The organism is Burkholderia pseudomultivorans (assembly GCF_902499075.1).
Taxonomy (GTDB): Bacteria; Pseudomonadota; Gammaproteobacteria; order Burkholderiales; family Burkholderiaceae; genus Burkholderia; species Burkholderia pseudomultivorans.
Genome location: NZ_CABVPP010000009.1, coordinates 130,639 through 157,634 on the forward strand (window position 1 = coordinate 130,639; position 26,996 = coordinate 157,634).

General features: G+C 66.0%; 21 protein-coding genes. 12 read left to right on the forward strand and 9 right to left on the reverse strand.

What is annotated here, in order from left to right:
- Positions 1–34 precede the first annotated feature (34 nt).
- The 3 genes from BST28156_RS09485 (at position 35) to BST28156_RS09495 (ending at position 2,902) form a co-directional block, all read left to right on the forward strand.
- Positions 35–835 (forward strand): enoyl-CoA hydratase-related protein, encoded by an 801-nt coding sequence (locus BST28156_RS09485; RefSeq protein ID WP_174902052.1) that lies wholly within the window; start codon positions 35–37, stop codon positions 833–835.
- A 185-nt stretch (positions 836–1,020) separates the two neighbouring features.
- On the forward strand, positions 1,021–1,692 hold the full coding sequence (locus tag BST28156_RS09490) for a MarC family protein (protein ID WP_060237388.1): 672 nt from the start codon (positions 1,021–1,023) through the stop codon (positions 1,690–1,692).
- 229 nt (positions 1,693–1,921) lie between these two features.
- Positions 1,922–2,902 (forward strand): aldo/keto reductase, encoded by a 981-nt coding sequence (locus BST28156_RS09495; protein WP_174902053.1) that lies wholly within the window; start codon positions 1,922–1,924, stop codon positions 2,900–2,902.
- 29 nt (positions 2,903–2,931) lie between these two features.
- Here BST28156_RS09495 and BST28156_RS09500 read toward each other — a convergent pair whose 3' ends face one another.
- The 4 genes from BST28156_RS09500 to BST28156_RS09515 all read right to left on the reverse strand — a co-directional run bounded on the left by BST28156_RS09500 (position 2,932) and on the right by BST28156_RS09515 (position 8,102).
- Complete coding sequence (locus tag BST28156_RS09500) at positions 2,932–3,798, reverse strand: CPBP family intramembrane glutamic endopeptidase (protein WP_174902054.1); 867 nt, start codon at positions 3,796–3,798, stop codon at positions 2,932–2,934.
- 110 nt (positions 3,799–3,908) lie between these two features.
- On the reverse strand, positions 3,909–4,565 hold the full coding sequence (locus BST28156_RS09505) for a VC0807 family protein (RefSeq protein WP_009693382.1): 657 nt from the start codon (positions 4,563–4,565) through the stop codon (positions 3,909–3,911).
- A 115-nt stretch (positions 4,566–4,680) separates the two neighbouring features.
- A complete protein-coding gene (locus BST28156_RS09510; RefSeq protein ID WP_081076999.1) occupies positions 4,681–5,766 on the reverse strand; it encodes a helix-turn-helix transcriptional regulator in 1,086 nt (361 codons plus the stop codon).
- Between the two features lie 350 nt (positions 5,767–6,116).
- Positions 6,117–8,102: a hypothetical protein gene (locus tag BST28156_RS09515; RefSeq protein ID WP_174902055.1), complete on the reverse strand. Its 1,986-nt coding sequence runs from the start codon at positions 8,100–8,102 to the stop codon at positions 6,117–6,119.
- Positions 8,103–8,334: 232 nt separating this feature from the next.
- Between BST28156_RS09515 and BST28156_RS09520 the strand changes: the two genes are divergently transcribed.
- On the forward strand, positions 8,335–9,102 hold the full coding sequence (locus BST28156_RS09520; RefSeq protein ID WP_174902056.1) for an alpha/beta fold hydrolase: 768 nt from the start codon (positions 8,335–8,337) through the stop codon (positions 9,100–9,102).
- 42 nt (positions 9,103–9,144) lie between these two features.
- Here the strand turns inward: BST28156_RS09520 and BST28156_RS09525 are convergent, their stop codons facing one another.
- Both BST28156_RS09525 and BST28156_RS09530 read right to left on the reverse strand, forming a co-directional pair.
- Positions 9,145–10,206 carry a 2,3-butanediol dehydrogenase gene (locus BST28156_RS09525; protein ID WP_174902073.1) on the reverse strand — a complete coding sequence of 354 codons (1,062 nt, stop codon included), beginning with the start codon at positions 10,204–10,206 and terminating at the stop codon, positions 9,145–9,147.
- 354 nt (positions 10,207–10,560) lie between these two features.
- Entirely contained in the window at positions 10,561–11,289 is a 729-nt protein-coding gene (locus BST28156_RS09530) for a hypothetical protein (RefSeq protein WP_174902057.1), read from the reverse strand.
- 276 nt (positions 11,290–11,565) lie between these two features.
- Here BST28156_RS09530 and BST28156_RS09535 point away from each other — a divergent pair, with 276 nt between their 5' ends.
- Together BST28156_RS09535 and BST28156_RS09540 are read left to right on the forward strand one after the other, a co-directional pair.
- Positions 11,566–12,780 carry an MFS transporter gene (locus BST28156_RS09535; RefSeq protein WP_174902058.1) on the forward strand — a complete coding sequence of 405 codons (1,215 nt, stop codon included), beginning with the start codon at positions 11,566–11,568 and terminating at the stop codon, positions 12,778–12,780.
- A 44-nt stretch (positions 12,781–12,824) separates the two neighbouring features.
- The gene (locus BST28156_RS09540; RefSeq protein WP_174902059.1) at positions 12,825–13,307 is read left to right on the forward strand and encodes a DUF3331 domain-containing protein; all 483 of its coding nucleotides are present in this window, start codon (positions 12,825–12,827) and stop codon (positions 13,305–13,307) included.
- A 23-nt stretch (positions 13,308–13,330) separates the two neighbouring features.
- Here the strand turns inward: BST28156_RS09540 and BST28156_RS09545 are convergent, their stop codons facing one another.
- Positions 13,331–14,530 (reverse strand): GNAT family N-acetyltransferase, encoded by a 1,200-nt coding sequence (locus BST28156_RS09545; protein WP_174902060.1) that lies wholly within the window; start codon positions 14,528–14,530, stop codon positions 13,331–13,333.
- Between the two features lie 151 nt (positions 14,531–14,681).
- Here BST28156_RS09545 and pdxR point away from each other — a divergent pair, with 151 nt between their 5' ends.
- Positions 14,682–16,220 (forward strand): MocR-like pyridoxine biosynthesis transcription factor PdxR, encoded by a 1,539-nt coding sequence (gene pdxR, locus BST28156_RS09550; RefSeq protein ID WP_254596364.1) that lies wholly within the window; start codon positions 14,682–14,684, stop codon positions 16,218–16,220.
- An 88-nt stretch (positions 16,221–16,308) separates the two neighbouring features.
- On the forward strand, positions 16,309–18,162 hold the full coding sequence (gene tssF / locus BST28156_RS09555; RefSeq protein WP_174902061.1) for a type VI secretion system baseplate subunit TssF: 1,854 nt from the start codon (positions 16,309–16,311) through the stop codon (positions 18,160–18,162).
- A 32-nt stretch (positions 18,163–18,194) separates the two neighbouring features.
- Here tssF and BST28156_RS09560 read toward each other — a convergent pair whose 3' ends face one another.
- Both BST28156_RS09560 and BST28156_RS09565 read right to left on the reverse strand, forming a co-directional pair.
- On the reverse strand, positions 18,195–19,616 hold the full coding sequence (locus BST28156_RS09560) for a hypothetical protein (protein WP_174902062.1): 1,422 nt from the start codon (positions 19,614–19,616) through the stop codon (positions 18,195–18,197).
- Between the two features lie 2 nt (positions 19,617–19,618).
- Positions 19,619–19,879 carry a PAAR domain-containing protein gene (locus BST28156_RS09565; protein ID WP_174902063.1) on the reverse strand — a complete coding sequence of 87 codons (261 nt, stop codon included), beginning with the start codon at positions 19,877–19,879 and terminating at the stop codon, positions 19,619–19,621.
- A 383-nt stretch (positions 19,880–20,262) separates the two neighbouring features.
- Here BST28156_RS09565 and BST28156_RS09570 point away from each other — a divergent pair, with 383 nt between their 5' ends.
- The 4 genes from BST28156_RS09570 (at position 20,263) to BST28156_RS09585 (ending at position 26,989) form a co-directional block, all read left to right on the forward strand.
- Positions 20,263–23,067 carry a type VI secretion system Vgr family protein gene (locus BST28156_RS09570; RefSeq protein WP_174902064.1) on the forward strand — a complete coding sequence of 935 codons (2,805 nt, stop codon included), beginning with the start codon at positions 20,263–20,265 and terminating at the stop codon, positions 23,065–23,067.
- 8 nt (positions 23,068–23,075) lie between these two features.
- Positions 23,076–23,900, forward strand: a complete 825-nt coding sequence (locus BST28156_RS09575; RefSeq protein ID WP_254596365.1) for a DUF4123 domain-containing protein — start codon at positions 23,076–23,078, stop codon at positions 23,898–23,900.
- 81 nt (positions 23,901–23,981) lie between these two features.
- Complete coding sequence (locus tag BST28156_RS09580; RefSeq protein ID WP_174902066.1) at positions 23,982–24,596, forward strand: DUF3304 domain-containing protein; 615 nt, start codon at positions 23,982–23,984, stop codon at positions 24,594–24,596.
- Entirely contained in the window at positions 24,593–26,989 is a 2,397-nt protein-coding gene (locus BST28156_RS09585; RefSeq protein ID WP_174902067.1) for a T6SS phospholipase effector Tle1-like catalytic domain-containing protein, read from the forward strand. Before BST28156_RS09580 ends, BST28156_RS09585 begins: the two co-directional genes overlap by 4 nt.
- Positions 26,990–26,996: the final 7 nt, after the last annotated feature.

A 26,996-nucleotide genomic window follows, 5' to 3' on the forward strand; every position in this document is an offset into this window, starting at 1 on the left:
GATACCCGATGTTCTACCCGAGGAAACCTGTTCGATGGATGGATTGAAGACCCTGGCCGTCGCGGTCGATGCGCGCGGCATTGCCACCGTCTCGCTGCAGCGCGGCGACGTACTCAACGCGTTCGACGAGACGATGATCGCCGAGCTGACCGAGGCGTTCACGGCGCTCGGCGCGCGCGACGACGTGCGCGCGATCGTGCTGCGCTCGGACGGGCGTGCGTTCTGCGCAGGCGCCGACCTGCAATGGATGCAGCGCGCAAGCGCGAACGACGCGGCCGCGAACCTGCGCGATGCCGAGCGGTTCGCCGCGATGATGCGCGCGATCCGCCAGTGCCCGAAGCCGACCGTCGCGCGCGTGCAGGGCCACGCGTTCGGCGGCGGCGTCGGCCTGTGCGCGGCGTGCGACATCGTGATCGCGAGCGACCACGCGCGCTTTGCGGTCAGCGAGGCGCGTTTCGGGATCCTGCCGTCGGTGATCGGACCGTATCTGGTCGAGGCCGTCGGCCAGCGCCAGGCGCGCCGGCTCGCGCTGACCGCGACGCAGCTCGGCGCCGCCGAGGCCGTCGCGATCGGGCTGATCCACCAGGCCGTGCCGCTCGACGCGCTCGATCACGCGCTCGACAGGACGCTCGCCGAACTGAGCCGCAACGGCCCGAACGCGCTGATGGAGATCAAGCGCTTCTTCGACGCGATCGGCGAGTATCCGCCGTCGGACGCGCGTGCGGCGTTCACCGCGCAGACGATTTCGCGCGTGCGCGCGACGCCGGAAGCGAAGGAGGGCTTCGCCGCGTTTTTCGCGAAGCGGCCGCCCGCGTGGGAGCCGGTCGCGGAATAAGGATGCGTGGAGCGTGCCGGAGGCTCGCTCGCTCGCGGCGCAAGCGGCCGCCCGCCGACGCCGAGCAGCGCGGCCGTCCGCCGCCGCAACGCGCAACGGCGATGAGTGTGCAGCGCCGGGCGCTTGCTCTACAATGCGTGACCCCCGGCGCGCCGCCGGCCCAGCCCCGACCGCTTCCCTGCCCGATGATCGTCAATCGTCTTGTCTCCGAGATCCTGTTCGGCTTCACCGGCCTGATCGGCATCATCAATCCGATCGGCATCGCCTTCCTGTTTCTCGAGCGAACCGAGGCGCTGACCGAGCACGAGCGGGACCTGCTCGCGAAGAAGGTCGCGTTCAACGCGTTCATCGTGCTGCTGGTCGCGTTCTTCGCCGGCACGCCGGTGCTGCATTTCTTCGGGATCTCGATGGAGGCGCTGCGGATCGGCGGCGGCTTCGCGGTGGCGGTGGCGGGCTGGCAGATGCTGAACGAGCCCGACGGGCCGGGCGGCGGCGACACGCCGGTCAAGCCGATCGATGCGAACGCGATCATGACGCGCGCGTTTTTCCCGCTGACCGTGCCGCTGACGGTCGGCCCCGGCTCGATCGCGACCGCGATCGCGCTGAACGCGAACCGCACGCACAAGCTGTCGGAGTTCATGCTGTCGAGCATCGTGTCGATCGCCGTCTCGCTGCTCGTCGCGGTCGTGATCTGGCAGACCTACAGCCGTGCCGCGCTGCTGTCGCGCTACCTCGGCAGCGAAGGTACCAAGGTCGCGAAGCGCGTGTCGGCGTTCCTGCTGCTGTGCATCGGCGTGCAGATCATGCTGACCGGCTTCTCCGAATTCCTGCAGCCGATCGCCGACCAGATCAAGTAATCGGCCCGGCCTGCCGATCCGCGCGAACGGGCGTCGCCGCACGGCGGCGCGTGGCGCGGCTCCTTTCATCGCCATCGCGCACGCACGCGCATGGGCGCGACCCTGCGCGTGTGCGCCGCGCGGTATAACATGCGACGTTCCGGCGGATGCGCGGCGTCCGGCTCGCGCGCGACGCGTCGAGCGCCGACGCGCATCCGGCCGCACGTTCAACTGAATGGCGAGGGATGCGATGGAATACGTGAAATTCGGGGCGACCGGGCTCGACGTGTCGAAACTGGTGCTCGGCTGCATGACGTTCGGCGAGCCGTCGCGCGGCACGCACCCGTGGACGCTGCCGGAGGCGGAGAGCCGCCCGATCATCCGCCGCGCGATCGAGGCCGGCATCAATTTCTTCGACACCGCGAACATGTATTCGGACGGCACGTCGGAGGAGATCGTCGGCCGCGCGCTGCGCGACTTCGCGAAGCGCGACGAGGTCGTGATCGCGACCAAGGTGTTCTACCGGATGCGCCCCGGGCCGAATGGCGCGGGCCTGTCGCGCAAGGCGATCATGACCGACATCGACCAGAGCCTGACGCGGCTCGGTACCGACTACGTCGACCTGTACCAGATTCATCGCTGGGACTACCACACGCCGCTCGAGGAAACGCTCGAGGCGCTGCACGACGTCGTGAAGGCCGGCAAGGCGCGCTATATCGGCGCGTCGTCGATGTACGCATGGCAGTTCGCGAAGGCGCTGTACACGTCGCGCCAGCACGGCTGGACCCGTTTCGTCAGCATGCAGAACCACCTGAACCTGCTGTACCGCGAGGAAGAACGGGAAATGCTGCCGCTGTGCGAGGCCGAGGGCATCGCCGTGATTCCGTGGAGCCCGCTCGCGCGCGGCCGCCTGACGCGGAACTGGGACGAGTCGTCGAGCCGGCAGCAGAGCGACGAGGTCGGCCAGCGGCTGTACGACGCGACGGTCGATGCGGATCGCGCGGTCGTCGAGGCCGTTGCTGCGATCGCGGCCGCGCGCAACGTGCCGCGCGCGCAGGTTGCGCTTGCCTGGGTCGCGCAGAAGCGCGGCGTCACCGCGCCGATCGTCGGCATCTCGAAGCCGCAACAGCTGGACGATGCGCTCGGCGCGCTGGAACTGAAACTGACCGACGACGAAATTGCGACGCTCGAACGCCCGTACGTCCCGCATGCGGTCGCCGGCTTCGACTGAGCGTCGCCGTGCAGCGTGCGCCGCGCCGGTCAGCGCGCGGCGGCGAGCATCGGATAGGTAAACAACCCGAAGTGCACGACGTTCAGCCCCACGTGCGCGAGCGCGGACGCGAGCAGCCCGCCGCGCCGCCACGCAAGGCCGTAACCGATGCCGGCCACCGTGCCGAGCACGATCCACGGCCAGCCGCCGGCCGCATGCGCGGCGCCGAACAGCATCGCGCCGATCGCGAGCGCGGCCCACGGGCCCCACGCGAACGCGCGCAGCGCACGTGTCAGCCCACCCTGTATGTAGCCGCGAAACAGCGCCTCTTCGGCGAGCGTGACGAGCAGCAGGTTGTTCGCGAGCCACAGCCAGCCCGACGGCGGCCATTTGGGCGCCCAGCCGACCATGCCGAATGCGAGCGCACCGGCCAGGCATGCGGCCGCCGTCGCGAGCGCGGCCATCGCGCCCGTGCGCAGCGCGCGCAACGGCGCGACGTCGGGCGCGACCCACGGCAATACCCACAGCAGCCACAGGCCGACGAGCGGCTTGTCGAGATTCAGGTACATCGTGAACGGCGCGGCATCCGCGGTGAAACGCGTCGGGCCGATCACGCGAGGATTGTGGAAGCCGGGCAGCAGGTGCACGCTCAGCGCGATCGCCAGCGCGGCGAACGCGACATGCGCGGCGATGCGCACCGCGAGCGGGCGGTCGGGCGCGACGCCCCATGCGGCGGCGGCCAGCAGCGCGAGCGGCGCCAGTGCAACCGGCGCGAGCTGGCCGGTCGCCAGCGCGCCCGCGTAACCGAGCGCGGCGAAGATCAGACTGGCGGGGCGCAGCGGACGGTGCCACGCGAGCGCGGCTGCGGCAAACAGCGCGAGCCAGGTCGCGGCGAACGGGAGAGTCGGGGCGGGCATCGGCAGCAGGGCATTCGTCGGACGAGACGCCGCGCATCATACCGCAGCGGCCGGCTCGCGCGACGGTGCGGCCTTGCGGAGCAGGCCGGCCGACCGCGAACGGTCGGCCGTCAGCGGCCGGCGACCTCGGTGACGCCTTCGCGGCTCGGGATGTCGACGCTGTTGCGTGTGCGCATGCGCCGCCGATACCAGAACGTCCAGGCGAGCAGGCAGCCGAACACCGAGTAGCCGATGATCGGCGACACGACCAGCACGCGCTCGACCGGCCAGGTCATCACCATCCAGCAGCGCAGCAGCATCTCCAGCGTCATGCAGGCGCCCCAGACGAACGTCATCAGCCGGAGCATCTGCCGCAGCCCCGGCTGCTGGTCCCAGACGGCTTCGAAGCGGGCAGCGCCGCCGGCCATCTCGCGGGCCACGGTCGCGCGCGCCAGATAGAAGATCAGCGGACGCTCGCGGAACAGCGACAGCAGGAACAGCACGCCGATCGTGCCGGACGCGAGCGACTCGCGCATCAGCAGCGTGCGCGGGCTGCCGCCGAGCGCCATGCCGACGATCGACAGCGCGATGCCGAACAGCACGATGATTGCGACCGCATCGATGCGGCGCGTGCGAATGAATTCGACGATCGACCAGACGATGGGGGGGATTGCCGACGCGTACAGCGCACCGGTTTCGCCGAAATACGGCTGCGCGACCCGGTATGCGGCCCAGGGGAGCAGCAGGTTGACGACGAGTTCCAGAATCAGGCCGGCGCGTGGTTTCACGGGCGACTCTATGCAGTTGAAGGCATGCGCGCGCCAGACGGACTGCCGGCGCGGGAAGCGATACGGTCCAGTATATCGAAGAATCGGTCGATGGCGTCGCGGCGGCAGCCGGCATTCAGAACAGCAGCGTGCCGAGCCGGACGAGCTCGGATTGACGGCTGCACGACATCTTTCTCATCAGCGAACTGATCTGGTTGCGCACCGTTGCGGTCGCAACGCCCGTCGCGGTGGCATATTCCGCCGGCGAATGGCCGCTGACGAGCGCGGCGAGCACGCGTGCCTCGGCCGGTGTCAGCGAGAAGAAGGCGGCCAGTTCGTCGAGCCCGGGCACCGCGAACGCGCTGTTCTTGCGCATTCGTACGATCAGCGTCGATTCGTTTGCGAACGTGAACGCGGGCGGGGCCGGTGCGATATCGAGCCGCAGGCCTTCTCCCCACGACGTCGGGACCGAAAACGTCACGGCCTGCCGGCTCGAATCCGCTCGCGCGATCGCGCGCCGCAGGCCGGCGGCGAGCGCCGGATGCGGATGGGTCAGCGTCCGCTCGGTCGAGTCCAGCAGCCGGCCTTCGACCAGCCATTCGGTCGCGTTGGCGGTCCGCATCAGGATCGACGCGGTCGGCGTGATCAGCAGCATCGCGTCGCCGACGGCGGCCAGGCCGGTGTCGAGCGCGTCCATGCGCGCCTGCAACGCGCGCGCGCGGTTGTCGATCGCTTGCGACAGCGCCCGCACGAAACGGCCGACCGGCGAGTTCGCGTCGTCGTCGCGCGGCGTCGCCGGCGACGTCGCGCGCAGAAAGGTGATGCCGGCGCGTATTTCGCGGTTGACGGCCAGTTCGCACGCGAGCACCTGGCCGATGCGATGGGCCGGCAGATATTCGTTGTAGAACGGATGACGACTCACGTCCGGCGCGACGCGCAGCTGGTCGCTGTTCAGCCATGCGCATTTCGCCGAATGCTGCGCGGCCCGCACGATCGGATCGTCGTGCGCGAAGTGGTTGCGATAGTCCTGCTCCGCGCTGTCGTCAAGCCCTTGCTGGCGAAGCACCGTCAGTTCGTATCCGGTGCTGAAGATCATCAGGCCGGCCGCGTCGGCGCCCACCAGGTTTCGGGCCGCATCGAGCAGCGCTGCCCACGGCGGATCGGGATCCGCCACAGTGCGGATCGCGTCCATCGCGGTTCGAAAGGCGGCGGTCGTGGACATGGGCGTTCGGTACCCGGCCGGCGGCGCGTGCCGCCGACAGGTTCGGCAGAAGACGCCGAGACATGAGCAATTCGCGTGCGAACCCTTGTCGGCGCGGCGCGGCGCGCGCGGAACAAACGATTTCGGGCGAAAAACGTTGCAGATTCGACACACGGCGGCGCGACGTCGAGGCGTTCCCGGCCATCTTCATGCGATCGCGTCGGGCTATCGAGTGCGGTTTGTCCCTGATTGCGCGTCCGACCGCGGCCTGCGCGGCGAGCGCGCGAGCGATGGGCAACGGCCGGCAAAACGCCGATCGCCGACCGGGCGGCATTGCACCGCCCGGCCATCCCCGATGGATCGTTGACGTGTCAGGACGCGTTGGGCGCCGATGCGCCGTCGCGATAGGTCACGTTCTGGAAGAAGCGCACGCCGTTCGAGTTCTTTGCGCGCAGTTGCACGATCCGGTAATTGCCGTCGACGAGCGGCAGGAACTGCGAGCCGGCGCAAGTCTGCGCGCCGGTCGAGTCGACGCCGGCCGTCACGGTTGCCGAGGTCGCCCCGCCCGGGACCGACGTGAAGCCGTCGACGCCCGCCGTCGAGTTGCCGAGCGTCAGTACCGCGACGCCGATCAGCGGCGGCGCATCGGCGTTCGGCGTCCAGTCGACGCTGGCCGTCGCCACCGCAGCGGCCGCCGAGCCGCCGGGCGTCAGGAAGTTCGCGACGACATCCTGGCCGACCGCGGCCCACGGCGTGGTCGCGCCGAGGTTCGCGCTGACCACCGGCGTGGCGCTCGTGACCGTGAACGAGTCGAGCGGATTGCCGCTGGAGTCGAACAGTTCGTAGGTGTATTGCGGATAGAACGGCACGCTCGACGGATCGAGCTGCGATGTATCCCAGAAATACTTCGACGGCGGCGTGAAGGTGGTTGCGGCGCCGGCCACGGTCTGCCACGACCACCGGTATTCGTTCGTATCGCTCGCGACGGTGAAGCTGCTGGTCGGCGGCAAGGTCGCGGGCTTCGTGCCGGGAATCGCCAGATAGTTCGCGGTGCCGCAGGCGCTCGAGCGGAACAGGAACAGGCCGCCGGTCGGCAGGCCCGGCCCGGTCACCTGGACGGCGTTGACGTTCGATGCGTTCGGCCCCTGGGGATTGAAGACGAACGACATGCCGGCATCGTAATGGCTGACGTCCGGATTGCCGCTGCTGTCCGCGAACGAATCGAGGAAGGTCCGCAGCGTCACGCGCGATTCGGTGCGCGCGTCGTACTTGAGCTGGTTGCCGACGAGATTCCAGGACGCGGTGCTGCCGTCCGGCAGCGTGATGGGCGCGGCAAGCTGATGAGCCGTCGTGACGAAGGTGCCCTGCGTGCCGTCGGTGAGCGTGTACGGAATCCGCACGAGCGCCGACTGCGTATTGCTCGCGTCCTTGAAGTATTGCAGCGTCACGGGCTGGCCGACGCTCGCGCCGACCGACGTCGCGAGCTGGAACGCCGCCACGTAGTCGTTGATGTTCGTGTAGCCGTTGTCCATGTAGTGCGAGTCGAATGCGGCCGCGCACGACGCGTTCGTGCTGCGCTGCGCGACCTGCGCGGACAGGCACGCTTGCAGCAGGCCCTGCATGAAACCGAGCGTGTTCGCCGCGACAGGGGGCGCGGCAAGCGGGGTGGACGGCGCGGTCGTCTGGTTGTTGAGGGCGAGGCCCTGCGTCGGCGAGCCGTTCGACACGAGCGTCGTGCCGCTGCCGTTGCTCAGCAACTGCACCGAATCGATCACGGCATCCGCGCCGGTCTGATTCGCCGTAAACGGCGTCGCGATCGCGTCGAAGCTCGACGCCGACAGGCCGTTCTGCTGCAGGATGTCGGCGAGCGCGCTGTTGAGCGTGCCCGACGCCTTCTGCACGGCCGCGGGCTGGACGTTCGCGCCGAGCGTGGCCGGCGCCGTCAGGTCCAGCGCGTTGCCGCTCGCGGTCAGCAGGTCGCCGATCGCGGTCGTCAGCGTGGTGACGTTGACCGTCGACGAAGCGCCGGCCGCCGGCAGCGTCGCGATCACCGACACGAGCGGATCGGCGCGCCCCTGCGGGTCGGTGGCCACGACTACGACCGGCGCGCTCAGTTGCCCGACGTTCAGCGTATACGTGCCGTCCGCGCCGGCCGTCGCGGTCGCCGTCTTGCCGTTGACGTCGGTCGCGGTGAGGGCGGCATTGGCGATCGCGGCGCCGCTCGCGACGGTGCCCTGCACCGACGCGGCCGGCGGCGAGGAGGGCGAACTGTCGCTGCCGCCGCCGCACGCGCAGACGGCCGCCGCACCCGCGATGGCCGTCAATGCCATGCGAAGCTGGGTAGAGGAGCGCTTCATGATGGATTCTCCCTGGATGAGTGGGTCGGGCGAGGCCGACCGGCCGGTGCACGCGACGCGATCGCGTACGTCGTAGGCTAGGTGTCGGGCGCCGGCGTTTCCATGATTCAAATTGACTAAAGGCGCGCAGCGGCGTGTGCGCTAGGGTCCGTTTAGCGATGGAACGCGCATGCGTTGCCATAGGCGAACGAACCCTCGACTTCTCATGTCGCAGCCGCGAACGGGGAAACTCATGCACGGCGACGCGCCCACGCTGTTCCTGCACGGTGGCCCCGGCGGCTGCGCCGCGTTCGAGCGCGCGCACTTCGGCCGCTCGCTGCCGATTCATTGGTGGGATCAGCCGCGCTCGGTCGTTCTGTACCCGAGCCCGTTCGGCGCGCTCGTCGGCGCGGCCGAGGCCGAACTGCGGCTGCTCGCGCAGCGCGGAGGCGGGCCGGTCGACGTGGTGGCCCATGCGTTCGGTGCAACGCTCGCGCTCGGACTGGCCGCGCGGATGCCGGGTGCGCTTGGCAGGGTCGTGCTGCTGGCGCCGGTCGCCGATGTCGGCGCGGCGTTCGTGCGGCTCGCGATGTCGCTCGATGCGGGCGGGAACGCTGCCGGGTTCGTGACGGCGGCGCTGGCGGCGTTTCGCGAACGCCCGGATTTTGCGCGGTTCAGCTTGCTGGTCGATGCGATCGTGCGGGCGCGATCGGTGGCGATGGTCCCGGCGCCATGGCGGCACCGCGCGCGGGCGCCGTGCCGCGGCATGTTCGACCGTGACGTATTCGACGCGGTCGTCGGCGATGCGTGGTCACGGCCGTTGCCGCTGCCGTCGCCGCAACACGGCGCGGCGTTTGCCGCGCGTGTGCACGTGGTGCTCGGTGCCGCCGATCCGATGCTCGACGTCGATATCGAATGCCGACGGTGGGCGGCGCTGTGTCCGGCCGCCCGTTTCAGCGTCGTGCCGGGCGGCCATTTCGTTCATCTCGATGCGCCGCTGTCCGCATGGTGGCCGCCGTAGCGGGGCCGCTGTCCGGCGCCGCGCCATGTGTCGCGGATACCGTCAGCTCCCCGGCTGCACGATGATCTTCACGTTCCGGTCCTTGTGATTGACCAGTTCCTCGAAGCCGCGCGCGACGATATCGCCAAGCGCGATCCGCCCGGTGATCAGCGGCTGCACGTCGATGCGGCCGTCCGCGATGAAGCGGATCACGTCCGCGAATTCGCCGTTGTACGCGAGCGAGCCGATCACCTCCTTCTCGGTCGACACGATGTCGAAGAAGTTGAACGAGGTCGGCTCTTCGAAGATGCCGACCATCACCGACTTGCCCGCCTTGCGGATCACGTCGATCGCGAGCTTCGCGGTGGCCGTGTGCCCGATGCATTCGAACGACACGTCCGCACCATAGCCGCCCGTCAGCGCCTTGACTTCCGCGATCGCGTCCGACGTCTTCGGGTCGATGACGACGCTCGCGCCGACCTCCAGCGCCTTCGCCTTGCGCGCCGCCGACATCTCCAGCGCGATCACGCGCCCGGAGCCCGCGGCCTTCGCGCACATGATCGTGCACAGGCCGATGGTGCCCGCGCCGACCACGACGACCGTCTGCCCGACGATGCTGCCGGCCTTTTTCACTGCATGCAGCCCGACCGCGAGCGGCTCGATCAGCGCGCCGGCCTCGGTCGGGAAGTTGTCGGGCAGCCGGTACAGCAGTTCGGCCGGCACGTTCACGTATTCGGCGAACGCGCCGTTGTTCATCAGCCCGGTGAACGCGAGGTTCTCGCAGATGTTGTAGAGGCCGTGCGTGCAATACCAGCACTTGCCGCAATGCTGGCACGCGTCGGCCGTCACGCGATCGCCGACCGCGAAGCCGGTCACGCCCGCGCCGAGCGCCGCGATCTCGCCGCTGAATTCGTGGCCGAGGATGCACTGGCCTTTCAGGCCCGTCAGCGGGTGCGGCGCGTCGACCGGGATGAACACGGGCCCGGCGACGTATTCGTGCAGGTCCGACCCGCAGATGCCACACCAGTGCACGCGAATCTGGACCCAGCCGGCCGGCGGGCGCTCGGGAACGGGAACCTCTTCGACGCGGATGTCGCGGCGGCCGCGCCAGACGGCGGCCTTCATGCTGGGGGCGGTGATCGGTGCCGGTGTACTCACGTTGCTGTCTCCGTCAGGTTGTCGTCGGGCGGGAAGCGGTGTGGTGCTCCCGTCCGTCGCGCGATTGCGCGATCGACGGACAAGCAGGAACGGGGCCAGCGTGATTCGGGGCGATGCCACGCTCCCGGAGGATGGCGAAGCGGTGCGATGCAGCATGTCCCTCGCATCGGCAGCAGGCGAGGCTGCGACACACGCGGCTGAAATTTGCTGCGGATGCGAAGTCTCGTGCCCGGTGAGACGGTGGGACATTCGTCTCAGCGCAATGAGATGAATCGCGAGACGAACGAGGGCCGCGAACGCCCGAGGCGACCATCCCGTTCGTCAACCGCGCGGCAGCCCCAGATCACCGCCGAACAACAGGACGACGACGAGGGCGGCGCCCGCGATCACATGCCTGACCGCATCGGTCACCACGGTTACCGGCCGCAGCATCGCGTTGAGCCGACGGTTGTGCGCGATCTTTTCCTGCGTGTCGAGAATCTCGTTCACCTCAGTGCCGCAGCAGGTCAGGAGATCCGCGCCGGCGTAGGTGCCCAGGCTGCCGCGAGCGTGCCGGTGGCCGACGACGTCGGCGGACCACGTGGCGCCGAACGCATCGCCGAAGTTGGTCCGGGTTCGCGTAAAGCCGTATTTCTCCAGCCGCGCAATTTCGTCGTCCGGCAGGCCGATGTCGGTCGGGCGATAGTCCGGGTCGTAGCCGATGAAGCTGACCGTCAGCCGCGAACTGAAGCTGCCGTCGGGCTGGATCTGCAGGTCGGACAGTTCTCCGTGTGCGTACCACGGCGTATCGGAGGGCTGCGCAGGGCTCGAGTGCCGCAGCGGGGCCAGGGCCGCGCTCAGCGTGCGGTCGCCGAGCGCGAAGTCGTAGTCGTATTGTTTCGTGCGGACGAGCAGTTTGTCTCCGGTGCCGTCCAGTTTCATTTCGTCGACCATCGAGCGGTCCGACTGCGGATAGTCCGGATACTCGGGAACCATGTAGCACGCGGCGACGAAACACAGCACAAAAATCGCCACGTATTTGAGGTATTTGCTGCCGGATTTTCGGGCCATGGTTTTGAACCACCTCGGAAACGGTCAATGGATATTGTTTTTGGTCGGCGCAGTCGGGCAGGCCGAATCGTCCGCCGTAGTTTGCCCGAGCTTCGGCGAGCGGGATTGGACGCGTGTCCTGACGCCGGCGATGACGCATTATCGCGACCCGTGAAACGGATCGTTGCGCAGGTTACCCCTTTACTTGAAGTTAACTTCAATTTGTATCATGTGCGCCAGTCCGATCGTGTCCGCGCCAAACGTCCCGTCCACTCGGCGCCTCAACGGAGGTGGGAGATGACCGAATCGCCTGTCGCCGCGCCCGCCGCCGCGACCGCTTCTCGCAGTTACCGCGCCGCCGTCGCGAACGTCGTGCTGGCCAGCATCGTGTCGGCGTTTCACGTCGGCAAGGCGACGATCGCGCTGCCGTCGCTTCGACAAGAATTCGGCGGCTCGCTCGCGTCGCTGAGCGCGATCATGTCGGTGTTCCCGTTCGTCGGCGTGATCGGCGGGATCGCCGCCGGCCTGCTGGTGCGGCGCTGGGGCGATCGATTGCTGCTGATCGCGGGCCTCGCGATGCTCGGCGCGGCCAGCCTCGCCGGCGCATGGACGAACAGCTTCGCGCTGCTGCTCGGCACGCGCTTTGCCGAAGGGCTCGGCTTCGTGATCGTCGTCGTCGCCGCGCCGGCCGTGCTCAATCGCGTGACGCCGCCCGAACGGCGCAATCTCGTGTTCGGCCTGTGGAGCACGTTCATGCCTGCCGGCATCGCGCTGTCGATGCTCGTCGGGCCGCTGCTCGGCGACTGGCGCAACGGCTGGCTCGCGGCCGCGGTGCTGACGCTCGTCGCCGCGGCGGCGGTGCCCGTCACGACATCCGCCGACACGCCGTCTTCGTCGGACGCGGGCGCGCCGCACATCGGTGCCGCGCTGCGCGACGTACTGGCGAAGCGCTCGACGACGCTTCTCGCACTCGGCTTCGCGACCTACAACGTGCAGTTTTTCGCGGTGATGACGTTCCTGCCGGTGTTCCTGATGCAGCGCCTCGGCGTCGCGGTCGGCACGGCGGGGCTGATCGGCGCGGCGATCGTCGCCGCCTGCGTGATCGGCAACCTGAGCGCCGGCTGGCTGCTGTCGCGTGGCGCGCGGCCCGGGATCGTGATGGCCGCGACGTCGGTCGCGATCGGCGCGGCCGGCATCGGGTTTTTCAGCGCGGCGACGCCCGCGCCGATCGCGGTCGCGCTGGGCTTCGCGTTCTCCGCGATCGCGGGGATGCTGCCGGCGACGATCCTCGCCTGCGCGCCGGGCTCCGCGCCTTCGCCGTCGCTTGCGCCGCTCAGCATCGGCTGGGTCGTGCAGGGCAACTATCTCGGACAGGTGATCGGGCCGCTGGCGATCGGCGCGATCGTCGGCGCGTTCGGCTGGCCGGGCGGAATCGGGCTGATGATCGCGGCCGCTGCCGTCGGCGCGGCGATCGGGCTGGCGCTGCTGCGCGAACCGACGGGCCGGCGTTGAGCGCAGTGCCGGCCCGATTCAACCTTCACGGAAATTCGTCAAGCATGCCGAATCTTATGGAAAGACTGATCAGCGAGTACGTGTCGTATCACCTGCTGGCCTGCGACGAACCGGATGCGAGGCCGTCGACCGGCACGTCCGGAATGGCGCGCGCGACGGCGGACGTCGACCGCATGCTGCTTTCGGAGCACGTCGCGCCGGCCGTCTCGCCGTTGCGTCCGCAACTGTTCGTCACGATCCTGGAGGCCGGCGACGACGGTTTGCTGGTGCGCTGGAGCGAAAGCGGCCGTTGTCATTACGGCGAGCAGCGCTGGCGCCTGCGTGTCGCATTGCAGCCGGGACACTGCGCGATCTCGGGGCGGCCGATCGAGCCGGGCGAACCGGTGTACCGGCCGGTGCGGCGGCCGGTGCCCGTCAACGGCGACGAGATGATCTGCCCGGCGGCGGTGCCGGGCGCGACGCCGGCCGCGCGGAACGCCGAACCGGACGCCGCCGAGGCGGGCGATCCGGCCGACGTCCTCGGCTGAACGCCGGGGTTCCGGTACGCGCGTTACTTGAGATCCTTCCGGTACTGGATGAACCCCGCGTTGTTCGCGAGCCGGTCGTACAGCGCGCGGGCGGTTGTGTTGGTCTCGTGCGTGAGCCAGTACACGCGGCTTGCACCGGCCTCGCGCGCCCGTTCGTACACGGCTTCGATCAGCGCGCCGCCGGCGCCTTGCCCGCGCGCGTCGGCGGACGTGAACAGGTCCTGCAGATAGCAGTACGGCCCTTCGGTCCAGCACGAGCGGTGGTAGATCGCATGCACGATCCCGATCATCGCTCCCGATGCGTCGAACGCGCCGAGCACGAACATCGGCTCGTCCGGATCCATCAGGCGCGCCCACGTCGTCGCGAACACCGCGTCGCTCAGCGCAGTGTTGTAGAACTTTTGATAACCCTGCCACAGCGGGCGCCACGCGGTTTCGTCGGCGGCGACCAGCGGCCGGACCGTGACGCGCGTCGCGTCGTTCGCGCGGCCGGCCGCATCGCGCGCGTTCGCCTGCGCGTGCCGGATCGCCGCGAGCGACTGGCGCTGCACGCCCTGCGCGTCGAAGTTCTTAGGCGACAGCCAGGCTTCGAACGCGGCCGCGACGGCCGGCCATTCGCCGTCGACGATCGAATACCACGCGGTATCGCGATTGCGGCCCTTGTAGACGATCGCCTGCCGGAACGTGCCCTCGTAGCGGAAGCCGAGCCGGACCGCCGCCTGGCGCGACGGCTCGTTGAGGTCGTCGCACTTCCATTCGTAGCGGCGGTAGCCGAGCGTGTCGAACGCGTACTTCATCAGCAGGTACTGCGCTTCGGTCGACACGGGCGTGCGCTTGAGCAGCGGCGAGAACGTGACCGAGCCGACCTCGATCACGCCGTTGGCCGGATCGATGCGCATCAGCGCCAGCGTGCCGACCGCGCGGTTCGTCGAGCGGTCGATCACCGTGTAATGCAGCGGATCGGCGCTCGCCTGTGCGCTGCGCGCGTAGTCGCGGTAGCCGGCTTCGTCGGCATACGGGCCGTGCGCGAGATAGGTCCAGTCGCTGCCGTTGGGCGCCTGCGCGTACGCGGCGTACAGGTCGGACGCATGGCGCTCGGCGTCGAGCGGTTCGAGGCGGCAGTAGCGGCCCTCGAGCACGATGCGTTCCGGGCGCGGGCGCGCGGACCAGTTGGAAACGGGGTGGCCGATGGGCTGTCGGTAGTCGTTGGTGAGCGTGGACAAGGTCGATCTCGCGTCGGTTGGCGGCCGGCGACATGCCGGCATGCAGACGATCGTAGTCCGGTCGAGGTACCATGAGAAGTGCCAGAGATCGGCAAATTTATGGTGCCACGAGCATACGACGTACCCGACACGCTGAGATCCCGACGCTTCGATGACGACCACCGTTCCTTCCGGCGATGCGCGGCCGCTGCCGCTCGATGCGCCACTCGCGCGCGCCCCGGGCGCGCCTTCGCTGCAGCGGCAGCTGCTGCGCCGCGTGCGCGACGCGATTCTCGGCGGCGCGATGCCGGCCGGCACGCGGCTGCCTGGCACGCGCGCGCTGGCCGAGACGCTCGGCGTGTCGCGCAATACGACCGCGGCCGTCTACGAGCAACTGGTCGCCGAAGGCTTCCTGCAGTCCGATCGCACCGGCACGCGTGTCGTCGGGCTGTCGCGGCCGGCGCCGCAGCGCCGGCGTGCCGCGCCGCCGACCGTCGCGCAGCGGCTCGAGCGGATCCGCCCGAGCCTCGTCGGCACCGGCGAATCGGAAGGGTTTCGGCCGGGCGTGCCGGCGCTGTCGCATTTTCCGATTGACGCGTGGCGGCATGCGATCGACCGTGCGCTGCGCCGCTCGGGCCGCGACCTGCTCGCGTACGGCGATCCGCTCGGCGAGCCCGCGCTGCGCGAATCGCTCGCGCGGCATCTGGCCGTGACGCGCGGCGTGCGTTGCGATCCCGAGCAGATCGTGATCACGGAAGGCGCGCAGGGTGCAATCGCGTTGTGCGCGCAACTGTTGACGAACCCGGGCGATACGGTGTGGGTCGAGGAGCCCGGTTATCGCGGCGCGCGCACCGCGATGCAGGCGGCCGATCTCGACGTCGTGCCGATGCCGGTCGACGCGGAGGGGCTGCGCGCGGACGCGGACGACTGGCACGCGCGCACGCCGCGCCTCGTCTACACGACGCCGTCGAACCAGTTCCCGACCGGCGCGGTGCTGTCGATCTCGCGTCGGCTGGCGCTGATCGACGCCGCGCGCCGGCATCGCGCGTGGATCATCGAGGACGACTACGACAGCGAGTTCCGTCATACCGGCGAGCCGATCGGCGCGCTGCACGGGCTGGCGCCCGATTCGCCGGTGGTCTACCTCGGCTCGTTCAGCAAGACGATGTTTCCGGCGCTGCGCATCGGGTTTCTGGTGCTGCCCGACGCGCTGCTGGCCGCGGTGCGCCCGGCGCTGCCGGAGATGCTGCGCGGCGGCACGCGCCACGTGCAGCTCGCGCTGGCCGACTTCATCGAGAGCGGCGAGTACGGCCGGCATCTCGGGCGGATGCGCCGGCTTTATCGCGACCGGCGGCGTTTGCTGCTGGCGGCGCTCGACGGCAACCTCAGCGTGCCGCACCAGGTCGAGGGCGGGCCGTGCGGGCTGCATCTGACGTTGCGGATGCCCGCGCGTTACCGCGATCGCGCGATCGTCGAGGCGGCGCGTGCGCATGGGATCGGGCCGTTTCCGTTGTCGGGTTTTTCGATGGAGGCGGCGTCGGCCGGCAACGGGCTCGTGCTTGGCTTCGGCAATACGTCGGCCGATGCGTTCGAACCGATGTTGCGGACGGTGTCGGGGATTGCGGAGCGGGTGGGGGGGGCAATGGAGGAAGGTAGGGGTACGCGTGGCGATGAAAGCGCGGTAGGGTGCGCAGGTTCCGTGTCGCTGTGAAGTAAACTCCGGCTCATCGGACGAAGCGATTCCGGCCGAATGCGATACTGCCGGCCGAGATCAGAATTCCATTCTTGGGTCATAGCGCATGGAAGACCTGCTGCCTTTCTACGAAAGAGAGCTCACGCTGCTGCGCCAAAGCGCGCGTAAGTTTGCCGCGGATTATCCGAAGGTGGCGAGCCGACTGTTGCTGGCCGGAGCCTCGGCCACAGAGGGTGGTGACCGTTCCGTCGAACGTATGTTCGAGGCATTCGCCTTCATCGCGGCGCGTGCCGCTCGGCGCGTCGAGGACAACTACCCCGAATTCACCGAGGGGCTGATCGAGACGATGTATCCGCATTACCTGCGTCCGTTTCCGTCATGCTCCATTGCCTGCTTCGACGTCGATGCCAGTCGCGCGTCGCGGATGTCGTCCGCTGTCGTCATTCCGCGGGGGACTCAGTTGTACAGCCGGCCGGTGAACGGTACGAAGGTCATGTTTCGGACCGCGTATGATGTTGTGCTGTCGCCTTTGCAACTGACCGACGTGCGTTTCGAAGCTGTCGCGCAGGTTCCCAGGACGCTTCGTTTGCCGCCACAGACCACGTCACGGATCTCCCTGTCGTTTGCCATGCAGTCGGCACATGTTTCGCTTGAAACGTTGAATCTCGAGTCGATTCGCCTGTACACGCAAGGCGATCCGTTGCTTACCGCGTCATTGCGAGATGCATTGTCGATGCGCGCGTTGCGGGCGTACGTGGAGCCCGATTACAGCGGCAAATGGCTAGCGCTCGACCAGATACCGCTGACGCTCGCGGGACTGCGGCGCGAGGAAAGTTTGATTCCGTTTCCGGAAGGAGCGAATCCGGCATATCTGTTTCTTACCGAGTATTTTGCCTATCCAGAAAAGTTCGGCTTCTTCGACTGCGATTTACGGCAAATCAGGCGGACCGGTAGCCGGCACTTTACGCTGCATATCCTGCTCAAGGACCTGAAAGCAGATTCACCCACCGCTCGGGTCCTCGAGCAACTCGGTGCGGAAAACTTCCTGCTCGGATGCACGCCGGTCGTCAACCTGTTCAACACGACGGGTAAGCTCTCTACTTCATTCGATTCCGCATCCAGCAGGGATGCTTATCCACTCGTGGTGGATGAGCAGAATATTCGCGGCTACCAAGTATATTCGGTTGACGCTGTCGAGCAGACGCAAGAAACATCCCAGGGGACGACGGTCATGCGATTCGAGTCGCTTCACGCGTTGAACCACAGGGCTAGACCGGAGGCGCAGCATGCAGCCTACTGGTGTGCCAGTCGCGATACTCTGGCGGAGAATGACCGCCCTGGTCTGGAGTTTGTGCTGGGCTTTGTTAATGGTGCGCTGGAGCCCATGCGACCGCCACCCGGGCTCGATTTCAAGCTGACATGCAGTAATCGTAATCTGGCGGAACATCTCGAGCATGGCGCGGCGACGGGCGACCTGATGATGGAGGGTGGAACGCTAGCCCGACGCATCATGCTGTTGCACTCGCCAACGAAACCTCAAAACTTCAGCCAAGATCGCGGCACGTGGTGGTGCCTCATTTCTCAACTGGCGCACAGTCCCATCGCGTTGACGACCGGGATCGAGCCTGTGCGCGACTTGCTGTCTCTCCACAATCCGACGAAGGTCGCCTCTGCGATTCATCAGATCGACGGGTTGGTCGATTTGCAATGGAAGACGGCGACGGCATGGTTATCTACCGCATCGTTTGCCGGCGTCGCCCGAGGCATCGAATTGCACCTGACGATCGACGAAACGCATTTCGCCAGTACGGGCATCTACGCATTTGCGCGGATGCTCGACGATTTCCTGAGCCTGTATGTCAGCACGAGCGGCTTTACGCAACTGGTGCTGTTGTCGAACGAAGAAGGGCATGAACTTCTCAGATTCCCGCGGCGGCGAGGCGCCGATTTCCTGCTCTGACTACGAGTGTTGTCGCAGACGTGGTCAGCGTGTCAGATTCGGGCGGTGTTGTTCCGATCTTCGTTTGTCGGAGCCGATCCGACGAGCATGGCGCCTCGGGCGATCGAATCGCTATTGGAGATGACGAGCACCGGCTGATGTTCGCGGAGATGGCGCGCGCCGGCGACGGCTATCGCGCCGAGCGCCAACGCCCCGCGGCTTTCCCCGTTGGCGAGCCCCAGCATGGGCGGTGCGGCATCCGGTGCCGCGGCTGGCGTAGCTGCGCGCCACTTTTCAAGTGCGCCGATGAGTTCCGTGCGCCAACTGCTGCGCTGGTCGGTGTCGGAGACGATTTGGCCGAACTTTGCTTCCTGGTCTGAGGCGCGGGGCCGGCCGACGGTTTGTTCGATCAACCGATGAAGCATGTCGTCCTGCTGGGCATCAGGGAGATCGACGGGCGCGTTGCGGTCCGCCACCGAGACGCGAAACAGATGAGGCGCAGGCTGCGCATACGCTTCCGTCGGGTGAGCGAGCAGCAACGCGCAGGCGCCCTCACCCGGTATGCAGCCATCGAGATGATTTCGTCCGTAGAGCCTGTCGGTGCTGTCGAGCATGCGGACCGTGCCGTGATCCAGAAGCGATTCGCAAGCAAGGACGATATGCCGTAGGGTGGAAGGGTGCCGGTTGATGTCCAGATTCAGCGCATCGACGAGCGAAAGCGCCTGAACCGCGTTCGCTACGGGGACAACGCGGGCGGCTTCGACGCCGGGGCGCCACCGGTTGCGGGCGACATGGGCATCGAGCCACGCGCCGAGTTGCGGTGCGATGGCCTGCCATCGAGCAGGAAGCAGCAAGTGTAGCCTGAAGGCCGGTATGCCGCATTCACGGGTATCGTCTGATAACGCGGCGGCTGCATGTCTCTGCAACAGATCGTCCATCGCATCCGCGGCGAGCAGCAGTGCGCGGCGTTGTTCATCGCTCCAGTCGGCCGTGACCCCTGGAGGCAGCAGACCGTCGTCGAAGCTTTGCACCGAGATCGAAGTAACAGCGCTTGCAAATACCCCGGAGCCGTCGGCGCGCTTCAGGCCGGTATGCAGCCCGGCTGTCGTTCCGTCAAGGGCGGTGTCGAGCACCATATCCGCATCATCGCCCGCTGGCAACCGGACGCTGCTGTCCAGCAATGCGATCGAGGAATCAGGGTGCATGTCCCGGTTCGGCAACTGTGGGGGCGCAGTGGAAGCGGCGGCTGCGGAGTCCGGCCGGTGCGGCGCGCGTATCCTGTCGCGAAGCCAGGCGGTCACCGCGATAAAAGCGACGGGCAGCACTATGCCGTACACGACAAGATCGGTTCCCGTCGGGACGTGGAAGGTCGCTCTCCAGTATGCGGCGACAACCAGCCACACCAAGCCGAATGTTGAAACGATTCCGACGGCAATGCGTGCGATCGGCAATGCTTTCCGCTGTTCGCCGACCATGTTTATTCGCCGCCCGTGGTCGACTGGCCGGCAATCAACGTGGCGCCACATGCGGTTTTATACCCGTCGCGCGCGGCACCGCTTCCGTCGATGATGGCGGTGTCATCTCCTTCCGCGATGTAGTTCGGGCCGTGGACCGGGCAGGTGACCTTGTCGTTTCTCCGGGCAATCCCCTTGCCTCCGATATCGGCAAGGGCGGAGGCACTGGTCACGGTGCCGCCATGACTGTGTTTGTCGCCGAGAACGATGAACGGACGTGTCATGGATCCTCCTTGCCTTATATGGGTGAGCGTTAAATTGGGAAATTATTACCTGTTGTTGCAACCAAGTAAGCTTGGCATCGCATCAAATTTACCGCGTGTAGCCGGTTCGTTTAAATCGGCGCAAACCGATGGATTACTCAACCCGCATTTTTTGCATATGGAAACTGACGAGGACGTTTGGCATGCACTTGGCTCATGGTAAGCTACGAAATAATATTCAGTAAATAGGGCCGCATCATTGACATTGCGACAATGATTATCAGATTCCAATGCTGGATATCCAGGGGTCGCTGACCCGAGACTACGGGGGCGCGGCTTTCGCATCCTCGATTATCACAATCCGAAAATAGACAAGGCTTGGCGCCCGAGAGAGCGGGGATTGCATGGACGTCTCTTCACAATTGTCTTCGCTGGCGGACTTATTTAGTGCCGCCGATCGCCTCTATTCCCTCGAAGGTCAAGGGCCGCTAGCCGGGCTACAAGTCGAGTCCTGGTCCGGGAGAGAGCATCTGTCGGAAAACTATCGATGGGACGTCTACGGGTTGTCCCGCGATCCCGCCTTGGACCTCGACGACATGCTAGGTCAGCGCGTTACGCTCCGCTGCGCGCTGACGAATGGATCTCTCGCCGTGCGTAGTGGACTGGTTGTTGAAGCCTGCTGTCTCGGCTTCGACGGTATGGTGGCGCGTTACTCGCTGCAACTCGCTCCCTGGCTTGCGGTGCTGGATCACGGGCGGACCCAGCGCACATTCGTGAAGCAGAGTCTCGCCGATATTCTTGGAATGATATTCGGTGAATACGAGCAAATTGCGCGTTGGCGCTTCACGGTCGACGCGGACAAGCGTATCGAGGCGCTTGGGTTGCTCGATTACAAGATCCAGTACCGAACACAGACGCACTTCGGCTTCGTCCGGCAACTCCTCGCGGACGCAGGATTGGGATTTTGCTTTGTCGAGGACGACGACGCGCCGGCAGGTCACACGCTCGTGATTTTCGACGACAGCGCGCAACTTCCCGAGGACGAGACGTCTGCACGTCTCGCTGGGATTCCGCGGCGTTTGAGCGACGGCGACACGGTAGCGGCTGACCAGATTCTCGGTATCGGCCAGTCCTTGTCGCTGATGGCCGATCGGCTTACGTTGATCAGCAGCGACTACCGCGGCAACCAGGCGACTACCGCATCTGCGAGCCTCGGTAATCCAAGCGGTGCGAGGGAACTCTACGACGACGTCGGACCCGAGGCATTCGAAAGCGTGCAGCACGCTGAAGATACGGCGCGTCGGCAGGCCGACGCAATCGTGTCCCGGGCCCGCTTCTGGATGGGCTGCAGCACGTTGCGATCGGCGCGCTCCGGCAACGCGTTCCGAATCGCGAACCCCGCCTGGCAGTTGGGGCGAGACAATGCATCGGTGCCCGATGAGTTTCTGCTGGTGGCAATCGAACATGCCGGTGTGAATAATCTGCCGAAAAACGTGATCGCGCTCGTCGAGCGCGGCCTTGGCATGCCGCCGCCCGCAAGTTCCGATTCCCGGATTTCGGCGCACGCCGCCGCCAGCGGCTATGCGAATCGTTTTGAAGCCGTGCCGCGTCGACAGGCATGGCGACCAACGCTCGAGGATGGTAGCGGACAGCGACTCAACCCGGTGCCGACTGCTTTGGGAGCTCAGACTGCGCGGGTGGCTGGCCCGCAAGGCGAGCTTGAACCGGCGGCTTCCAGCCCGGTACATACCGACGCCCAGGGGCGGATTCGGATCCGCTTCCACTGGCAGCTCGATAGCGACTACGGTACCTACCCGACCCGCGGCATGCAGCGGCTCGCGAGCGACGGGCATGGGCTGCAGCAGACACCGCGAATCGGCCAGGAAGTCCTCGTACAGTTTCAGCACGGGCTCTTGCACCGCCCGATCGTGCTGGGTGGCCTGTTCAATGGCCGCGGCGAAGGCGGTGAGGCACCCACGCCGGGCGGCGAGCCGGCATCGCCGCTGGATCCCGCCGTCTATCGGCAAGCGTCGGATCATGCCCCGAGCGTGCAGGGCAATCTTGCCGGCGGCTATAGCCCGAGCTGGCACGGGGCCGGTGGCGGAGCCGACGGTCACAATCATGTCGGTGTGCTGTCCGGTTTCAAGTCGCAGGGATTTGATGGCCAAGGCTGCAATCAGCTCGTTGCGGACGATAGCGATGCGATGGGACGCTTGCAGATGGCTACGACGCATGCAGCGACCGAATTGAACCTTGGTCATCTTCGTCATCAGGCCGACAACTATCTCGGCAGTTTTCGCGGACAAGGCGTCGAGTTGCGGACGGACGCATATGGCGCGGTGCGCGGTGCACGCGGTGTGCTCGTATCGAGTTATGCGACGATGCCCGATCAGCCGGCGGGCGACGTGTCTGCGTTGCAATCGCTACTGGCGCAGCAAGCGACGCTTGCACGCCTGTTCGATCAAGCGGCGGAAACGCATCGCACGATGCCGCTTGCTGTTCAGCGGGGCGTGCAACGGACCGGGCAGTCGATGCTCGACGATCACTCAGGTCCCATCGACGCCCTCACGAACACATTTTCTACGACCGTCAGCGCTGCAAGCTTCGACCAGGCGGCGAGCGATGCTCGACAACGCGATTCAGGTCAACCCTTGCCGCACACGGGCGACGCCGTACTCGGGCTGGAGGCACAGGGCGGTCAAGGGATCTTTGCCGGTCAGGCGCTGCACTGGGCCGCTGGCGAGACGTTGACCGTCGGCAGTGGGGAGGACATCAACATGGCCGTGAACCAGATCGTGCGAATGCACAGCGGCCAGGGGATCGGCTGGCTCGCGGCCGCGCGCGAAGCGTCGGGCGCGGGACTGAGCGTGATTTCCGGTGCGTCGGGCTTCGATCTTCAGGCGCAGCACGACCGGATGACGCTACATGCGCAGAAGGAATTGAAGATGGTGTCGGTCAACGCGAACGTCGAACTGGCCGCCAGCAAGACTTTACATCTCGCGGTGAGTGGCGGTGCGCATCTGACGATCGAGGGCGGCAACGTCGTGTTCGGTTGCCCGGGATCGCTTACGGTGCACGCTGCGAAGCATGGATTCGTTGGTCCCGATCAACTCGATACGCAATTGCCGCAATTTGCCGACAAGGTTTGCGTCGAATGCTTGATGCACGCGATGCAATCGGGCAGTGCACTCGCCGGCAAGTCGATCTGAGCAAATCGATGGATAACGGGGACTTGATCGATTCGTATCCGCCGGACGCGCTGTCGCAGATGCGGCAGGTGCTCGACGCATCTGCGGCGTCGACGCACTGGTACGTATTGCTCGACATGAGTTTTCTGCCATCGTTGCGCGATCGCTTGTCCCCGCCGTCTTCCGGGCATTCGGTCATCGCGCTGTACGACGGTGTTTATGAAGGCGACGGGCTGATGGCGATTTCGCCTTGCCTGATGTCGTTGCCCGAGGGGGCGGAAATGCGGCCGGCCGTGTGTGCCGATCTGCTGCACCATACAGCTGGGCGTCCGATGCTGAGCCTGTTGGGCGCGGCGATCGGCGCCGATGCATTGGCTTCGCACCTGCGGGGGCAAATGGAGGCACGTGCCGACGACGGAGAGGCTTTCCTTGTGCGACTCGCCGATACCCGCTGCCTGCCGACTTGGGTGAATGTGCTGACGCTGTCGCAACGCAAACGCTTCTTTGCCGGAATCGATGCATGGTGGGTATTCGATCGTACCGGTTCGTTGCTGGCGCTCGACGTCGAATCTGTCGATGCGGGCGGTAGCGATGCCGCCGATACGAATTCCATGCCGTACCGGCTTGGCCCGGACCAGATCGCTGCGCTCAGGCAGGCGGCCAAGGTCGATACGTTGCTCTTCCATGTCCGGCAGCGTCCGGAGACCTTTGGACAACTGCACGCGAAACCATCCGACGCATATGCGTGCGTGCGTGATGCGTGGGAGAAGGAAGATGCATCGGCACGAACGCCGCGAGTGGCACTCGATGCACTCAGGGCGGCCGGATGGCTGGTGACAACGATATCGGTATGAGCGCGATGCGGATCGATTCGAAAAGGAGCGCGATGTGATGCAGTGCATGGATAAACGGGATCCAGACATGAGAATCGAGTCATGAATTTACGAACTGGATCGGTGATGGCCGTTGTTCGCCTGGCCGTTTTTCTGGCCGCCTTCGTTGCGGGAGCAGGTTGCTCTCGTGCGACAGATCAGGCGGTTACGCAAACCGGGACGACGGCGGAGGAGATTGCGCGACCTGGTGATGAAGATGCCGGGATCGGGCTGAAGCTGAATGCGCTGAATTACACGGACGTGCCGATCGGCACCTTCTATGTCGACGGGACCTGGGGCGGGAATGTGCCCGCCCGTATCGGTAGCGCGGGCGGCGGCATCACATGCTGCGTGTCGGTGCCTCAAAAATGGCGTCCCGGATTGACGGTCAAGGTCGAATGGCGCAACGACGAGATGTACAAGCGCAATCCGGATGCGGTGGCAAGCCGGGTCGTGCCGATCGAGCAGTATGGTTCATTCTCGGATGGCTACCTGTGGATCGTGTTTTTCCCGGGAGACAGGATCAAAGCATATGTGTCTCCCTGGCTACCGGGGGCACCGGCGTTTCCGGAAGGATTACAGGTACCGAACAAGGCTTGTCCGGGGAACTTTACCGTGTTGAACAGCAGCCGCGACTGCCCGAAGTCGGATAAAAGGATGGTGGAGGCTGCGCCATGAGCGTTCGCTTTGCTTCCGCTGAACGACCGGATGTCAGTGTAGTGACGTCAGAGGAGCAGGATGCGATTCTCCGCCGTCTTCATGAAGACGACGGCATGAGTTGTTGCAAGACGCTGCATATCGGTATTTTCTTCGATGGCACACGCAACAATGCCGAGCGGGATCGGTCCGGACACAAGCACAGCAATGTCGCGCGGCTCCGGGATACATTTCAGCAGGACGAATATCATAAGGCGATCTATGTCGCGGGCGTCGGTACGCCTTTTAGCGAAGAGGTCGGCGACTACGGCGTAGGACTGCAGGCGGCGGCAGGCGCCGCCGCCGGATGGGCGGGGGAAGGGCGCATCAACTGGGCGTTGTTGCAAATCCATAACATCGTGCACGAATGCGCGTTCAAGATCGGTCTAAGTGCGGCGCTCGGTGTGACGGACAAGAGCCTCGTGAAATCCATGAGCGTCGACATGAATTTCAAGGGCATCGATTCCGGCGGTGTGATACCCAAACCGGGAAGTCTCGGCGACATCAAGGCCCGCTCGAGCAATGGCGCCGGCGCGCTCAAACTGATGGCCGCCGAGCAGAACGGCATTGAACTGACCTGGGAGCACGATTCGGTCTGGGCGCAGCTCAAGAGCGAAGTCGACTCGTCGAAGTGGGCCGCCGCGATGCAGGCCTGGGATGCGATGCGCCGCAAGGTGTTGAACGAGCGGGTCGCACACCTCAAGGAGCGCGTCGGCGACAAACTCGTAAAAGGCAAACCTGCACTGCGGAATATTCGTTTGTATGTATTCGGCTTCTCCCGGGGATCCGCGGAGGCACGTACTTTTTCCAATTGGCTGCCGGATGCACTCGATAATTTCACTCTCTGCGGTGTGCCGGTTTCATACGAATTTCTCGGCATTTTCGATACGGTGGCTTCCGTCGGCATCGCACAGGGCGCCGCGCCCACGCTGTTCGACGGGCATGGTGGGTGGGGGCGCGGGCAGTTGATGGCGGTGCCTCCGTATGTTCGTCGTTGCGTTCACATGGTCGCGGCGCACGAGCCCCGCGGCTCGTTTCCTCTGGATCTGATCGATCGCTCTGGCGGCGGTCGCGAAGAAATCGTATATCCCGGCGTGCACTCGGATATCGGCGGCGGCTACGCGCCCGGCGAGCAGGGGCGCGGTCGCGACGATTCCGATAAGCTGTCCCAGATTCCGTTGCTCGACATGTACCGCGAAGCACGCAAAGCAGGCGTGCCGCTCGACATCAAGGGAGTGGGCGTTTCTGCGGAAGCGGCGAACGCCTTCAAGATATCTCCCGGTCTGAAGCAGGCGTTCGCAGCGTACGTGAATGCGACCGCGGGCTGCTACCACGACCCGTCACATGGCACGCCGGGGCTGATGCGTGCCCACTACGGATATTACTTGCGATGGCGGAGGATGCGGCTCAAGAACATGCGGGCCCAGCCGGGCTTCAAGGCGGCTCAGGCGGGGTATCCGCAGGATGCAACGGATCTCGACAGCGCAAATCAGGAACTGCAGATTGAGTGGGAAGATCTGCTGCAGCATGAGCGGGACGGGGGGCCGAGTCTTGGTTACTACATCGGCAAGTACGGTGAGAACTGGCTGCGTGAAAATCCGAAGGGCGCGGCTTTTGCGTCCGTATCGCTCCTGCCGTTCATCATGATCCTCGGAAGCGTGCCGATGGCGGTTCCCGCGGCGGCCGGTATCAGCAAGCGGGCGATGCAGGTCGCGCAGGCGCAATTGCAGGACAAGTGGGAACAGTGGAAGCAAGTGCGTGAAGACTGGAATGCGACGCAGCCTCTCGCAGATGCCATTAGCGCGCTATACGACAATTACATGCACGATTCGCGCGCCTGGTTCAAGCCGATGGGCGATGACGACGACGTTTGGAACTATAAGCAGATCCAGGCACTGAAAGCCAAGCAGGCCAGCTACACGCGCGAACATGCCGCATGGAAGACACAGGTCGATTCCGGCCTGCCGGGCGCGTGGCCACGCTTGCGGACAATGAACCCGAATACGTTGGCGTTGGGACCGAGCGGCGGCATGCCGCCAGGGCCGGAGCCGCAGTCACCACTCACTGCGCAGGAGCGCGATGTATTGAAGCGGTACGACGCGGCGATGCAAGCGGTGCAGAAGGCAGGGGCGGAGAGAAGTTCCGCTGCACCTTCGGATAGCGCAGTGCTGACCGACCCGAAGGTGACGAGCGGACTCCAGCAGCAAGCCGGCGGTCGCGAACCCTATTGCATCTGGGGTTACCTGCGCTGGCGGACCGTTTACGTGGACGGCAAGCGCTGGGAGCCACCGCACGTTGAAACCCCGCAGGAGCAATGGGAAGGCGAACTGAAGTTGAACGAGTTCCGCGCGGCCAAGTTCACATGGCCTGGGTGATTGCGGG